The 14,156-nt window shown below is 69.8% G+C and carries 10 protein-coding genes and 1 riboswitch; of the genes, 3 read left to right on the top strand and 7 right to left on the bottom strand.

Going from position 1 to position 14,156, the window contains the following annotated elements:
- Window positions 1-15: 15 nt before the first annotated feature.
- From ACFQV6_RS28960 to ACFQV6_RS28940, 5 genes are all read right to left on the bottom strand, one after another.
- Window positions 16-2,325 (bottom strand): penicillin-binding transpeptidase domain-containing protein, encoded by a 2,310-nt coding sequence (locus ACFQV6_RS28960; RefSeq protein WP_378030845.1) that lies wholly within the window; start codon window positions 2,323-2,325, stop codon window positions 16-18.
- A gap of 126 nt (window positions 2,326-2,451) precedes the next feature.
- Complete coding sequence (locus tag ACFQV6_RS28955; protein ID WP_378030769.1) at window positions 2,452-2,955, bottom strand: hypothetical protein; 504 nt, start codon at window positions 2,953-2,955, stop codon at window positions 2,452-2,454.
- Between the two features lie 239 nt (window positions 2,956-3,194).
- Window positions 3,195-4,319, bottom strand: coding sequence for a 16S rRNA (cytosine(1402)-N(4))-methyltransferase RsmH (rsmH, locus tag ACFQV6_RS28950; protein WP_378030768.1), 1,125 nt, complete (start codon window positions 4,317-4,319; stop codon window positions 3,195-3,197).
- Between the two features lie 239 nt (window positions 4,320-4,558).
- Window positions 4,559-4,990 carry a division/cell wall cluster transcriptional repressor MraZ gene (gene mraZ, locus ACFQV6_RS28945; RefSeq protein ID WP_364227124.1) on the bottom strand — a complete coding sequence of 144 codons (432 nt, stop codon included), beginning with the start codon at window positions 4,988-4,990 and terminating at the stop codon, window positions 4,559-4,561.
- A gap of 627 nt (window positions 4,991-5,617) precedes the next feature.
- Entirely contained in the window at window positions 5,618-6,397 is a 780-nt protein-coding gene (locus tag ACFQV6_RS28940) for a C40 family peptidase (RefSeq protein WP_378030767.1), read from the bottom strand.
- A gap of 39 nt (window positions 6,398-6,436) precedes the next feature.
- A riboswitch (cyclic di-AMP (ydaO/yuaA leader) is annotated at window positions 6,437-6,612 on the bottom strand.
- 388 nt (window positions 6,613-7,000) lie between these two features.
- Here ACFQV6_RS28940 and ACFQV6_RS28935 point away from each other — a divergent pair.
- From ACFQV6_RS28935 to ACFQV6_RS28925, 3 genes are all read left to right on the top strand, one after another.
- On the top strand, window positions 7,001-8,221 hold the full coding sequence (locus ACFQV6_RS28935; RefSeq protein ID WP_378030844.1) for a MurT ligase domain-containing protein: 1,221 nt from the start codon (window positions 7,001-7,003) through the stop codon (window positions 8,219-8,221).
- Window positions 8,211-8,924, top strand: coding sequence for a type 1 glutamine amidotransferase (locus tag ACFQV6_RS28930; RefSeq protein ID WP_378030766.1), 714 nt, complete (start codon window positions 8,211-8,213; stop codon window positions 8,922-8,924). The genes ACFQV6_RS28935 and ACFQV6_RS28930 overlap by 11 nt, the downstream gene beginning before the upstream one ends.
- 142 nt (window positions 8,925-9,066) lie before the next feature.
- Window positions 9,067-9,771, top strand: a complete 705-nt coding sequence (locus ACFQV6_RS28925) for a TVP38/TMEM64 family protein (protein ID WP_378030765.1) — start codon at window positions 9,067-9,069, stop codon at window positions 9,769-9,771.
- 384 nt (window positions 9,772-10,155) lie between these two features.
- Here ACFQV6_RS28925 and ACFQV6_RS28920 read toward each other — a convergent pair whose 3' ends face one another.
- Window positions 10,156-10,914 (bottom strand): nucleotidyltransferase domain-containing protein, encoded by a 759-nt coding sequence (locus tag ACFQV6_RS28920; protein ID WP_378030764.1) that lies wholly within the window; start codon window positions 10,912-10,914, stop codon window positions 10,156-10,158.
- A 116-nt stretch (window positions 10,915-11,030) separates the two neighbouring features.
- Window positions 11,031-13,835, bottom strand: coding sequence for a leucine--tRNA ligase (gene leuS, locus ACFQV6_RS28915; RefSeq protein WP_378030763.1), 2,805 nt, complete (start codon window positions 13,833-13,835; stop codon window positions 11,031-11,033).
- Window positions 13,836-14,156: the final 321 nt, after the last annotated feature.

Here is a 14,156-nt window from a genome sequence, read left to right as displayed (position 1 = left end):
CCATGCGGCTCGACTTCATGGATGGATCTTGAAGTTGGGCGGCTTCGTACCGGATGGTGGCACACGGTAGTGAAGCAGTGCGTAGGACATCATCTGGCTGAATGCGGGTGCCGCCACGACACCGCCGCCGCCGCTGGAGACGTCCATCGACACGGCGATCACGAACCGCGGGTCCTCGGCCGGTGCCATGCCGACGAAGGAGCTGGCGTTGTGGCTGGTGTACTGCCCGTCGATGAGCATCGCGCCGGTGCCGGTCTTGCCCGCCACCCGGTAACCGCCCACCGCCGCCGCGCCACCGGTGCCGCCCTTGACGTCCACCACGGCCTCCATCATCGTCCGCAGCTGCGCGGCGATACCCGGATCGAGGACCTTGCGCGTCACCGGCGCGGGGGCCGGGGTCACCTTGCCGGTCTCGCCGGAGATGGTCTCCTTGACCAGGTGCGGCTGGATCCAGGTGCCGTCGTTGGCGATCGCGTTGTACCCGGCGGCCATCTGCATCAGCGTGGCCGAGACGCTGTGCCCGATCGGCACCGAACCCGGCGCCGAACCGCTCCAGTCCTCAGGCTTGAGCAGCTGACCGTCGGCCTCGTAGAGCGTGCCCACCCCGGTCGCCGTACCAAGCCCGAACTTCTGCTGGTACTCGTAGATCTTCTCCTTGCCGAGCATCTTCCCGATCAGGATGGTGCCGACGTTGGAGGAGTACGCGAGCAGCCCGGGCATCGTCATCTCGGTGCCCTTGTCCTGCGGGTGGGTGTCCGTGAACGGCGTACCGCCCAGCTCGATGGCCGGCCCGATCGTCAGCGTCGACTCGGGCGTGATCAGCCCCTCCTGGAGCGCGGCACCGAAGATGAACGCCTTGTGCGTCGACCCCGGGTCGGTGACGACGCTGGTCGGCACGTCGGCCCGGTCCTCCGCGTCCGCCTTGTCCGGCTCGGCCGCGCTGTAGGCCGGATAGCTCGCCTGCGCCAGCACCTCACCGGTCTTCGCGTCGAGCACCACCGCACCGGCGATGCCGGCGTTGCGCTGCTCCGCCTCGGCGTCGAGGATCTGCTGCACCTTGTACTGCAGGTTGCGGTCGATGGTCAGCTTCAGCGAGTTGCCCGGCTTCGCGGCCGTCTCCCGCTCGTACCCGCCGGGGATCGGCGCGTTCAGGTTGCCCCGGCCGATCTCGAAGACCCGCTTGCCGTCGGTGCCGTGCAGCAGGTCGTCGTAGCGCGCCTCCAGGCCCTCCAGGCCGTGGTGGTCGTCGCCGGTGAAACCGATCAGGTTCGCGGCCAGATCCTTGCCCGGCACATCACGCCGCTCATCGCTGTGCGTGTTGATGCCCGGCAGGTTCATCGCCTCGATCTCGTCGGCGGTGGCCACGTCGACACCACGCGCCAGGTAGCGGAACTGCGTCCACCCACCCAGCACCTTCTTGCGCTTCATGTTCGCTTCGAGCTCGGACCGCGCGACGGTCAGCAGCGGCGCGAGCCGGTTCGCGATGGCCGGGATGTTCTGCTGGAGCCTGACGTTCTCCGGGTCGGCCGACACATAGCGCGCCTCGACACTGTGCGCGAGGACGTTGCCGTCCCGGTCCAGGATGCTGCCGCGCGGCGCCGGTAGCTTCACCGTGCTCAGCCGCTTCTCGCGCAGCTCCATCAGGCTGTGCGCCTCCGCCGGCGAGGTGGCCACCTGCAACACGACCAGCCGCACACCGATCGTCACGAACAGCGACAGCGCCAGCACGGTCCCCAAACGCAAACGCCGCGTGCTGTTGGCGAGCTTCGGCGGCTCAGCGGGGATTGGCCGTCGTTCCGGCCGCTGTCTTTCGGGCTTGCGGTCCGTGCGGCCGGTTGCGCTCCGCCGTGGTCCGTCTGATCCCTTTTCGGTACGAGAAGCGCCGCCACCCTTCCGGAAAGACGTCCCCCTCCCGTCACCGGCGGCAGAAGGGCGCCCGCGGTCCGGCTCTCGCGTGCGCGATGAGGGCTTGGAAGGCTCCTCGGGCGCGCTCCGCCCTCGGGTCCGCTCGCTGGTGTCCTTGTTCTCGCTCTGCTTGCGCGTCTCAGCGCCGTCGGCCGGCTCCGCGCCGCGCCCGCCCCGCCCGCGGGACCGCTGACCGGTCTCACCGCCGTCGAGGACCTGCAGTGCCGGCCGGAACGGATCAGTGGTGCGCCCGGACCGCGGCAGCCGCCCCCGCTCCGCGACGGTCCTGCCCCGCGGGGTGTAGGCACGTGCATCCCCGATGCTGGACCGCCCACGCCGTCCCGCCCCGTCCTCACGCTCGTCCTGCTCACCCTGCTCGGGAAGATCACGCTGCCCCGGAAGGTCCCGCTGCCCGGGCAGATCACGCTTTCCGTGACGGTCGCGCTCTCCGTGACGGTCGCGCTCTCCGGGCAGATCACGCGCGGAACCGCGCCGGGGTGTCGTCCCCCGGCGCGGATCGTCGTCGGCTCGCGGCGCCACGGCGGCCTACTGCCCGGTACCCGCGGACGGCGACACGGTGGCACTCAGGTAATCCTGGGCGGTCACCGCGACCTTGCCACGACCCGGCGTCGGCGGGCGGACGATCTTCCCGTCCGGCAGCCGGATCATGGCGGGCGCGTCCGCGATCACCAGGCCGAGCCGGCGCGCCGCGGCATGCAGGTTGCCCGGGTTGGACGCCTGGATGAGCTGCTGCTGCAGGCTCTGGTGCTGCTTGTCGAGAGCGGCCTTCTCCTTGCGCAGAGCGTTCAGGCGGAAGGACTGCTCCATCGTCTTGGTGTTGATGAAGAGGATGCCGAGCACACCGATGAGCACCACGGCGATCACGGCCGCGGCGAAGGTCGCCCGCGGTGCCCGGATCGGCAGCGGCGGCGCCACCCACAGCTTCGGCCGATCCCCCGGCCGCGGAGTGTCGGCGGTGACCCGCAGATCGCTGACCTCGAGCGCCAGCGCGGCGGTACCCTCCACCGGCCCGGTCTCGTCACTCCGCATCCCTGACCGGCGCGTGTCGGCCCGGCCCGCCGACTGACGCGCCCCCCGGGCGCCAGTCACCCGAGCGCCAGTCCCCCGGGCGCTCGCCTCCTGTGCACCAGCTCCCCGAGCGCTCTTTCCCCGAGCACCAGTCCCCCGGGCGCCCGCTTCCCCGCTCTGCGCATCGCGGCCGCCCCCGGTGTTACGCGACTGCGCCGCTCGGCCCCCCGACCGCGGCGCGTCGTAACGCTCGCTCATGCTCATCCCTCCCCCTGCTGAGTCGCCCCCGGGCGTAACCGCCCTCGTCCCCCACGCGTTGTCTCCCGGGGCTGCTCCGGTTTCCCCTCCCGCGCGGGCCCCGACACCCGGGGCCGTTCGCGGCCGGCCCCCGATGCCCGGTTGAACGCCTGTCCCTGCTCTTCGCCGATCCGCTCTTCGCCGATCCGTTCCACCGCGCGGAGCTTCACCGAGGCCGCCCTCGGGTTCTCCGCCACCTCCGCCTCGCTGGGCGGCTCGGATCCCCTGGTGAGCAGCCGCAGCGTCGGACCGGTTCCGGGCAGCTCGACCGGCAGGTCGATCGGCCCGGTGCTGCGCGACCTCGCGGTGAGCGCGCGCTTGACGATCCGGTCCTCCAGTGATTGATAACTCATCACCACAAGTCGCCCCTTGGGCGCCAGAGCGTCCAAAGCATGCGGAACCGCTGACTCGAGGACCTCGAGCTCGCCGTTCACCTCAATGCGTAGTGCCTGAAACGTCCTTTTTGCGGGATTTCCACCCGTTCGGCGCGCGGCGGCTGGTATAGCGTCCTTCACCAGCTCGGCGAGCCGCGCCGTCGAGGTGATCCGGCCCTTCGCCCGCTCCCGCACGATCGCCGAGACGACCCGCGGCGCGAACTTCTCCTCGCCGTACTGCCGGAGGATCCGAACCAGCTCACCCGGCTCGTACGAGTTGACGACCTCCTCGGCCGTCGCGCCGCGGGACTGGTCCATCCGCATGTCCAGCGGCGCGTCCTGCGAGTACGCGAAGCCGCGATCCGCCTCGTCCAGCTGCAACGAGGAGACCCCGAGGTCGAACAGTCCGCTGTGGATCGCCGGGATGCCGAGCTCGCCGAGCACCCGCGGCAACTCGTGGTAGACCGCGTGCACCAGGTGGACGCGGTCCTCGAAGCGGGCCAGCCGGTGCCGTGAGTGCGCGAGTGCCTCGGTGTCCCGGTCGAGTCCGATCAGGACCACGTCAGGGAACCGCTCCAGCACCGCCTCGGCGTGCCCGCCCAGCCCGAGCGTGAAGTCGACGTGGACGCAACCCGGCAGGGCGAGGGCGGGACCGAGCAGCTCGAGGCAACGCTCGAGCAGCACCGGAACGTGTATGCCCCGCGGCTCCCCCATGACGACCCCCACTGCCCCACTTGATGCGTCTCACCCGGTTGTTTCCCTGCCGTACCGGCCCGGCCGCCCATCCGTACCGCCAGATCCCCATCCGCTCATGTCCCGGCCCGGACTTGCCCGGCCCCGGACACGCGCCTGGCGCCGGGGAAGAGGCGCCAGGAGCGGGAGCGGCTGGAGATCTCGCAGTACGGCGGCAGTGGCGTCCGGGCCGCGCCGGCGGCCCACCGAGGTGCCACGCCCTACAGTCCGCCGGGCAGCACCCCCTCCTCGATGTCAGCGAAGTCTTCCTCGCTGGCCGAGAGGTAGTCGTCCCAGGACTGCTTGTCCCAGATCTCGACCCGGGTGCTGGCTCCGATCACCACGAGGTCGCGCCCGAGGCTCGCGTAATCCCGCAAGTGCGCCGGGATGGTGACCCGGCCCTGCTTGTCGGGAACCTCGTCGTGCGCGCTGGCGAAGAACACCCGGCTGTAAGCCCGGGCGGCCTTGTTCGTCACCGGCGCCTCACGCAGCTGACCGGCGATGCGCTGGAATTCCGGCATCGGGAACACATAAAGACAGCGCTCCTGCCCCTTGGTGATCACGACACCTCCCGCCAGCTCATCACGGAATTTCGCCGGAAGGATCAGCCGGCCCTTCTCGTCGAGGCGCGGGGTGTGCGTGCCGAGGAACATCGGCCCTTCCCCCCTTGCCGTGGCGCCCGCTCCTTCGCGGTGGAGACGGTCCGCCTGTCAACTCGGGCCGGCAGGCCTCGGTGAACTTCCTTGCCCTGCCACTGCGCTCCACTCTACTCCACTTCCCTCCACCTGCAACCCGAAAGCGAACGCTCGCGAGCCGTTTTCGCGGACGAAAGCCCAGTTCAAGGGCGGTGGGGCGCAGTGGAGGGTCAGAGCATGATCAACGAGGTCCGGTTTCCGACATCGGGCGCACGAGGGCCGAAAAGTCCGCCGATTCCGGGCTTCGCGGACCGTTTTTCGCCCGCCGGGGAGGAAAGTGGGGGCCTCGGGGAGGGTCGCGGGGAGGAAAGTGGGGCCGGCGGACCGCCGAACGCAGGAACGCCTGTGGGGCGTGACCCGGACTCGGGTCACGCCCCACAGGCGTCGATTCTTGCTCAGCGGACGATGCCACCACACCGTCGCGCTACACCTTACTTACTTAGGTGCGCTGTGCTCATGTCCTACTACGTGCGCTGTCCTACTTACTACGTGCTTGCTTACTACGTGCTTGCTTACTACGTGCTTGCTTACTACGTGCTTGCTTACTACGTGCTTGCTTACTACGTGCTTGCCACGCGCGCCGAATCAGGCGACGAGGCGGCGTACCACATAGTTCTTGTTCCAGATCTTGTGCTTGCCGACCCGGGCACCGGTGTGCGGCGAGTCGTACACGTAGCCGTTTCCGGCGTAGATCCCGGCGTGGTAGCCGTAGGACCCGTTGCGGAAGACGATCAGGTCGCCGACCCTCTTGTTGCTCTTGGCGACCGACTTGCCGTACCGCTGCTGCGAGTTCGCCTTGTGCGGCAGCTTCTTGCCCGCTGCCTTCTTGTAGACGTACTTGGTGAAGCCGGAGCAGTCGAAACGCTTCGGCCCGGACGCGCCGAACTTGTACAGCGCGCCCTTGTGCTTCTTGGCCTCGGCGAGAACCTTGGCGCCGCTGGCCTTCACGGAGACCTTGATCTTATTGGTGGTCACCTGGTTGAAGCCGTTCCCGGTGAAGATCGTCCGGGTCCACGCGGTCGCCTGGGGCTTCGCGCTGAGCGTGACCGTCCCGTTCTGGTTGCGAACGGTCTCGGTGTCCCACGTCCGCCAGGCGCCCTTGCTGTAGCCCTGGAGCCGGACCGTGCCCTTGGCGATCTTGCCGGTACGCGGGTCGATCACCTTGGCGGTGACCTTGAGGGTGGAGCCCCACTTCAGGCTCCGGGTGCTGACCTTGGTAGCGGCCAGCTTGGGCGTGACCTTCACCGCGGCGGCCGCGGCCACCGGGGTGGGAGCGGCGGCAGAAGCGGCCGAAGTGGCCACCAACTGACCGGCGCAGAGGCAGAGACCCAGAGACAGTGCGACAGTGCCGGTACCGACGGACATGCGACGGCCCCGGCGCGAACTGTGTTCGTGCACGGTAGAGAATTCCCTCCGGCACGCCTGCGAGGTTAGCTGTCGGGTTCGGGCGGGAAGGTTGCCCGGCCGCCGAAGCGGCTTCACCCCGAGGTCCCCCAATGCACCACGCGGAATGCCGCGGTGCGGGAGGACCGATATTGGGTTCCCCGTCCCTGCCCCCTGATGCCTGATGCTTTCGTGCTTGGGGTGATCGCGCCGTCCGGAACGGGGCAGGGCTCGGCGTGAACCAGTCCGGCGCGACCGGTGAGCGGTTGCTCCCGGCCCAACCTTGCTACCTGAATCCGGGCGTGATCGTCACCGTGCGCATCGTCACCCTGAGTAATTGGCATAAACGGTCATGTCCAGTTTGTTACCTCCGCGAGACAAATGCCATTACTCAATGCGGTCACTCGGGCACAGAAGGTAGAAGGTTACGGGTGAAACAGAACACACAAATAGTCTCGCCCCGTCTCGCAACATGACCGAAACGCCCGGACCGGCCAAAACACCGACCGTGCGATGATCTTGATGGTCTGGCAACTGGTCGTAACCTTCGCGTCCGGTACCCTCGCTGGCGTGACGGACGGGAAATTGCCTCTCATCGCCAAGGTCGCGACCTCCGTGTCGAAGACCGCTGCGGCGCTCTCCAGGGCCGCGGGACGCGGCGACGGCTCGGTGATCGGTGGCTGGATCGGCCTCAAGATCGACCCCGACCTGCTCAAGCATCTCGCGTCGGGCCGGGCCGTGGCGCTCGTCTCGGGCACCAACGGCAAGACCACCACGACGCGGCTCACCGCGGCCGCTGTCGGTTATCTCGGCCGGGTCGCCACCAACTCGTTCGGCGCCAACATGCCGACCGGCCACACCTCGGCGCTGGCGAAGGAGGGGCACACCCCGTTCGCCGTGCTGGAGGTCGACGAGCACTACCTGGCTCAGGTCATCGACGCCACGAACCCCCGGGTGGTGGCGCTGCTCAACCTCTCCCGCGACCAGCTGGACCGGGCGAAGGAGGTGGCGATGATGGCGCAGCTGTGGAAAGCGGCACTCGCCGGCCACCCCGACATCCGGGTGGTCGCCAACGCCGATGACCCGATGGTGGTCTGGGCGGCGAGCACCAGCCCGCAGGTCACCTGGTTCAGCGCCGGCCAGCGCTGGCACGACGACTCGTTCGTCTGCCCGGAGAGCGGCCACCCGATCGAGCGGGCCAACGGCGACTGGTGGTGCGCCGGCTGCCCGCTGCGCCGCCCCCGGCCGAACTGGACGGTCGAGGAGGAGGGCGTGATCGACCCGCGCGGCGACTGGCACATGGTGAAACTCCAGCTGCCGGGCCGCGTCAACGTCGGCAACGCGGCCACCGCTCTCGCCGTCGCGGCCGAGTTCGGGGTGCGCCCGATAGAGGCACTCCCCCGCCTCTCCCGGGTGACGTCGATCGCCGGCCGTTACGCACAGGTGGATCGGGACGGGCGCAACATCCGGCTGCTGCTCGCGAAGAACCCGGCCAGCTGGCTGGAGGCGTTCGACATGGCTGATCATGCCCCTACGCTGCTCTCCATCAACGCACGCGACCCCGACGGCCTGGACACCTCATGGCTGTGGGACGTCGATTTCGCACCGCTGCGCACCCGCCCCGTGCTGATCACCGGTGACCGTGCGTATGACCTCGCCGTCCGGCTCGAGGTGAACCAGGTGCCGTTCCGGCACGTACTCAGTTTCGACGAGGCGTTGCGGGCCGTACCCCCCGGCCGCCTCGAAGTGATCGCCAACTACACGGCGTTCCAGGACATCCGAGCGGAGTTGGACCGTGTCAACTGAGGCCCTGCGGATCGTGTGGATCTACCCCGACCTGCTGTCCACCTACGGTGACCGGGGCAACCTGCTGATCCTGGCGCACCGGGCGGCGGCCCGCGGCATCCCGGTCGAGACCTACGAGGTCCGCTCCGACCAGCAGATGCCCACCACCGCCGACATCTATCTGATCGGCGGCGGCGAGGACGGCCCCCAGTCCCTCGCCGCGCAGCGCCTGATCGCCGACGGCGGCGTGCACCGGGCGGTCAACCAGGGTGCCGCCGTGCTGGCGATCTGCGCCGGTTACCAACTCTTCGGTCACTCGTTCTTCGCCAAGGGGGCCAAAGTCGCCGGGCTCGGCCTGCTCGACATCTCCTCGGACCGGGGCGAGACCCGGGCCGTCGGAGAGTTGCGCGGCGACATCGACCCCCGGCTCGGGCTGCCGCCGCTCACCGGCTTCGAGAACCACGGCGGTCGTACGCATCTCGGCCAGCACGCCGCACCACTGGCCCGGGTCACCGCCGGCGTCGGCAACGACGGCCAGACCGAAGGCGCCTGGGCAGGCAAGATCCTCGGCACCTACTCGCACGGCCCGGCGCTCGCCCGCAACCCAGCGATAGCCGATCTGCTACTGAACTGGTCCACCGGCGCGGATAGGCTTGCGCCCCTGGACGACACCTGGCCCGACCGGCTGAGGGGCGAACGGCTCGCCGCCGCGACCCCGGCCTGACCCGCTAGACCTTGACCTGAACCGACGACAGTTGGGGCGGTATGCCTGCATGACCGACATCCTGATCGCCCCGCGGGGCGTTGACTCCGCGGACCCTCAGGCAGTTGCTCACGCTGCGCCATCCGCCACAGCTCCCCAGGCTGTGGCCCCCGAGGCTGCGGCTGGGGCGGAGGGCGCTCCGATCAGCTGGAAGCGCCGCCTCGCCCGGTTCGGCATGCTCGGCGTCGTGGTGGGTGCCCTCGCGGTAGCCGCCGCCACGCTCCCTCTGCGCGACATCGGCACCAGCGTCGACAACCTCGGCCCCGGCGCACCCGCCGCCGTGGCAGTGGTGGGCGGGCTGCTGCTCTCGGTGCTGGTACCCCGTACCGCGATCACCCTCCTGTGCGGCCTCCTGCTGGGCGCCGCCACCGGTGCGATCGCAGCCCTCGCGGCCGCCATCATCGCGGCCACCGCCACCTACTACGCCGGCCGCTGGGCAGGCCGCGGCGCCCTGAAGGCCCGCGCCGGCAGCCGCCTCGACCGCCTCGACGGCTGGCTCAACCGCCGGGGACTGGCCGCCGTCCTGCTGGTGCGCTTCCTCCCGCTGGCCCCGTTCGGCCTCGTCGGCTACGCCTACGGCACCACGAGCGTCTGCCGCAAGCGCTACCTGCTCGGCACCACGATCGCCGCCATCCCCTCCACGGTCACCTACGCCGTGATCGGCGCCGCCGTGGCCGCCCCCGGCGACATGAACGCCGCCACCCTCGCCCCCGCGGCCATCGGCTTCGCCCTCTCCACCGCCATCGTCCTCCGCTGGCGCTACACCTCCCGCCGCGCCTCTGCAGCCGCCGTCGCAGCCGCCGCCTGATCGCAGCCGCCGCGTCCGCAGCCCGCCTCCGCAGCCGCCCAGCCCGGAGCCGCCGCGTCCGCAGTCCCCTGCTGACCCAGCCCGAACCCCACAAACCCGCACGAAGCCGGCAGCCCTGAGGGCCGCCGGCTTCGTCGTTCCCACCGTTCTACAGTCCGACCACTCGCCACCGGCCCCTCCTTTCGCTCCTCCACCGCGATCTTGTGAAGATCGCGCCAACCGTTGCTCCGCAAGTCCACAAGATCGCGGAAGGGCGACGCGGCGCGGCGCGAGCAGCGCGGATGGCGCGGCGCGAGCAGCGCGGATGGCGCGAGCAGCGCGGATGGCGCGAGCAGCGCGGATGGCGCGAGCAGCGCGGATGGCGGGCGGGGCGGGAGCGGTGGGTCAGTGGAGTAATGGGGTGTCTGGTGGGGCGGTGGGGTGGAGGGCGTAGTCGAGGTACCCGAGAAAATCGGTGCGGCGGTGGAACGGATTGCGGTACTGGGGAGCGCCGCCGCAACGAAGCCGGAGAGCCTCTTCGAGGATGCGGTCCCAGCCGGGATAGCTGCGGAGGGCGTAACGGCCCGCTTCCGTCTTGGAGGTGACCCGGCCCAGGACCAGGGAGTGCCGCAGCCGGGTGACGCCCAGGACACCCCAGGAGACGGCCCACGACGTGAGGCTGCCGGGGTGGCGGCGGATGCTCTGGGACCACGGCCGCCAGTAGGACTCCAGGTTCTCCCGGGTCGAGGCGGCCAGCGCGGGCCAGTCGGTGAAGATCTCCGGCTTGGCGGGGCCACGCAGCGCAACACCGGCCTGGGCCAGCACGTGCCAGGTCACCAGGTGGCGTTCGAACCGGGAGGAGGGCAGTATCCGGTTCTCGTGGACGGCAGGACCGGGCGGCACCGTGGAGGGGTCGGCCCGCAGGTCTTCCCAGGTGACGTAGAGGCCGTCGAAGTGGGGACGGCGGGGCATCCCGTGGTGGATCTCCCGCACCAGTGCCGGATCGGCGGGGTCCTGGGTGACCGCGACGAAGTCGATGTCGCTGACGCCGGGGTGGTAGTCGCCGAGCGCCACCGAACCCTGCAGGTAGAGGCCCTCCACCAGGCCCGGGGCGAGGATGTCCGCGCGGACCAGGAACTCGGTCGCGATCAGGTCGTAGGACATGGCCCGCCACGTTTCCACATGACGGGCCATTCCCGCGACCTCACCGCCGGCGCAAACCGGCGCAAAGACGACAGCCGGGCCACCCCGAGCACGACAGCGGCCGCAGGCCGGACGGCTCAGATGACGACGCTGACCAGGCGGCCGGGAACCACGATGACCTTCTTCGGGTCACGGCCTGCCAGGACGTCGGCGACGGCGGCCAGCGCGGCTGCCCGTACATCTGCCTCGCCGGTCTCCGGCGCCACCTCGACCCGGCCTCGGACCTTGCCGTTGACCTGGACCGGATAGGTGATCGAATCGGCGACCAGCTGCGCCGGGTCGGCCTCGGGGAAGCCCGCGTAAGCCAGCGACCCGGAGTGCCCCAGCTTGCCCCACAGCTCCTCGGCCAGGTGCGGGGCGAACGGCGACAGCATCAGCACCAGCGGCTCGACCGCCTCGCGGGACACCGACGGCAGCGGGGTCAGCGTGTTCGTCAGTTCGATCAGCTTGGCGATCGCGGTGTTGAACCGCAGCTCGTTCAGGTCCTCACGGACACCCGCGATGATCCGGTGCAGCACCTTGCGGGTCTTCGGGTCCAGCGGCTCGTCGGTGACCCGGACCGAGCCGGAGTCCTCGTCGACCACCAGGCGCCAGGCACGCTGCAGGAAGCGCTGCGAGCCGACGACCGCGCGGGTCTCCCACGGGCGGGACACGTCCAGCGGGCCCATCGCCATCTCGTACACCCGGAACGTGTCGGCGCCGTACTGGTCGCACATCTCGTCGGGGGTGACGACGTTCTTCAGCGACTTGCCCATCTTGCCGTACTCCCGGGTGACCGCGACGTCGCCGTGGAAGTACGTGCCGTCGCGCTCGACGACCTCCTCGGCGGGCACGATGACGCCCCGGGCGTCGCGGAACGCGTACGCCTGAATGTAGCCCTGGTTGAACAGCTTGCGGAACGGCTCGAAGGACGAGACGTGCCCCAGGTCGAACAGCACCTTGTGCCAGAACCGCGCGTACAGCAGGTGTAGAACGGCATGCTCGACACCGCCGACGTACAGGTCGACGCCACCCGGGTCGCCGGGTCGCTGCGGGCCCATCCAGTAGGCCTCGTTCTCCGGGTCGACCAGCACCTTCTCGTTGTGCGGGTCCAGGTAGCGCAGCTCGTACCAGCAGGAGCCGGCCCACTGCGGCATCGTGTTGGTCTCGCGGGTGTAGGTCTTCGGGCCGTCGCCCAGGTCCAGCTCGACCTGCACCCAGTCCTTCTTGCGGGACAGCGGGGTCTCCGGCTCGGTGTCCGCGTCGTCGGCGTCGAAGGTCCGCGGTGAGAAGTCGTCCACGTCCGGCAGCTCGACCGGCAGCATCGACTCGGGCAGCGCGATCGGCAGGCCGGTCTCGTCGTAGACGATCGGGAACGGCTCACCCCAGTAGCGCTGCCGGCTGAACAGCCAGTCCCGCAGGCGGTAGGTGGTGGCGCCGGAGCCCTTGCCGTTCTCCTCCAGCCACGTGATCATCGCGGCCTTGGCCTCGGCGACACCCTTGCCGTCCAGCCAGTCGCTGTTGATCGCCGGGCCCTCACCGGTGAAGGCACCCTCGAAATTCTCGGGCGCTTCGACCGTACGGATGATCGGCAGTTGAAAGACCTCCGCAAAGGCCCAGTCGCGCTCGTCCTGCCCGGGCACCGCCATGATCGCGCCGGTGCCGTAACCGGCCAGCACGTAGTCGGCGATGAACACCGGAACGCGTACGCCGTTGACCGGGTTCTCCGCGAACGCGCCGGTGAAGATGCCCGTCTTCACCTTGCCGTCGGCGGTCCGCTCCTCGTCGGTCTTGGCCGCCGAGGTCGCGCGGTAGGCGGCCACCGCCTCGGCTGGTGTGGCGTGCCCGCCGGTCCATACGTCCTTCGTCTCCCGCGGCCAGACGGCGGGGACGATGCGCTCGACCAGCTCGTGCTCCGGCGCCAGCACCATGTAGGTGGCGCCGAACAGCGTGTCCGGGCGGGTGGTGAAGACCCGGATGTTCTCTGTCGCTTGTCCCGCGGCCACCGGGAAGTCGACGTGGGCGCCGCGGGACCGGCCGATCCAGTTGCGCTGCATCAGCTTGACCGGCTCGGGCCAGTCCAGCGCGTCCAGGTCGTCGACCAGGCGGTCGCCGTAGGCGGTGATCCGCATCATCCACTGCTTCAGGCTGCGCTGGAAGACCGGGAAGTTGCCGCGCTCACTGCGACCGTCCGGCGTGACCTCCTCGTTGGCCAGCACGGTGCCCAGGCCGGGGCACCAGTTGACCGGTGCCTCGGAGACGTACGCCAGGCGGTGGTCGTCGATCCGCTTCCGCTTCTCCACGGCGCTCAGGCCGGCCCACTCGGGGTCGGCCTCGAACGTCGTGATCAGCTCGCTGATCGGGCGCGCCTTGCCCACCGACGGGTCGAACCAGGAGTTGAAGACCTGCAGGAAGATCCACTGGGTCCAGCGGTAGTACTCCGGGTCGGTCGTGGAGAACGAGCGCCGCTCGTCGTAGGCCAGGCCCAGCCGGCGCAGCTGCTGCCGGTAGCGCTCGACGTTGGCGGCCGTGGTGACCGCCGGGTGGGTGCCGGTCTGCACCGCGTACTGCTCGGCGGGCAGGCCGAACGCGTCGAAGCCCATCGGGTGCAGCACGTTGTAGCCGGCCATCCGCTGATAGCGGGTGTAGCAGTCGGTGCCGATGTAGCCCAGCGGGTGCCCGACGTGCAGGCCCGCACCCGACGGGTACGGGAACATGTCCTGGACGTGCAGCTTGGGCGCACCCGCGCGAGGGTGCTCGGGGTCGGCCAGCTCACCGACCGGGTTGGGTGCGTGGAACGTCCCGTTCTCAGCCCAGTAGGCCTGCCAGCGCAGCTCGATCTCACCGGCCAGGGCAGCGGTGTAACGGAACGGCGGGGTCTCGGTCTCGCTCATCTTCACCATCTCGTCGAAGTCAATGCGGGCGGGGTCGACGCTGCTCTCGGGGCATAAAAAAGCCCCTCTCGCAGGAGGGGACGCCGTGCCTGGTCCGAACTAACGGATCAGCACGGCCTTCTAAGGAGCAGAACGGACCGAGCCATGGGTGCATGATACCCGGCGGCCGTCACGCTCGGCGACCGGTATACCCGTGCGAGAAGATGGCACGGATCGACCGGTCCGGTGATCACATCTCGTCGATCAGGCCGTTCGGCGTTGGTTGCGGACGGCGCTAACCTGTGGGGACGGGCGGCGAGTGCCGGAGGCCCACGGCCGCTGGGCGCCCGC

The sequence above is a fragment of the Actinoplanes sp. GCM10030250 genome (assembly GCF_042666575.1).
GTDB lineage: Bacteria > Actinomycetota > Actinomycetes > Mycobacteriales > Micromonosporaceae > Actinoplanes.
This window is presented reverse-complemented; position numbering and strand designations above follow the sequence as displayed.

Coding starts and splice junctions, on each gene's coding strand:
- ACFQV6_RS28955 (WP_378030769.1), bottom strand. CDS start 2,955: ATGCGGAGTGACGAGACCGGGCCGGTGGAGGGTACCGCCGCGCTGGCG.
- rsmH (WP_378030768.1), bottom strand. CDS start 4,319: ATGGGGGAGCCGCGGGGCATACACGTTCCGGTGCTGCTCGAGCGTTGC.
- mraZ (WP_364227124.1), bottom strand. CDS start 4,990: ATGTTCCTCGGCACGCACACCCCGCGCCTCGACGAGAAGGGCCGGCTG.
- ACFQV6_RS28940 (WP_378030767.1), bottom strand. CDS start 6,397: ATGTCCGTCGGTACCGGCACTGTCGCACTGTCTCTGGGTCTCTGCCTC.
- ACFQV6_RS28920 (WP_378030764.1), bottom strand. CDS start 10,914: ATGTCCTACGACCTGATCGCGACCGAGTTCCTGGTCCGCGCGGACATC.
- leuS (WP_378030763.1), bottom strand. CDS start 13,835: ATGGTGAAGATGAGCGAGACCGAGACCCCGCCGTTCCGTTACACCGCT.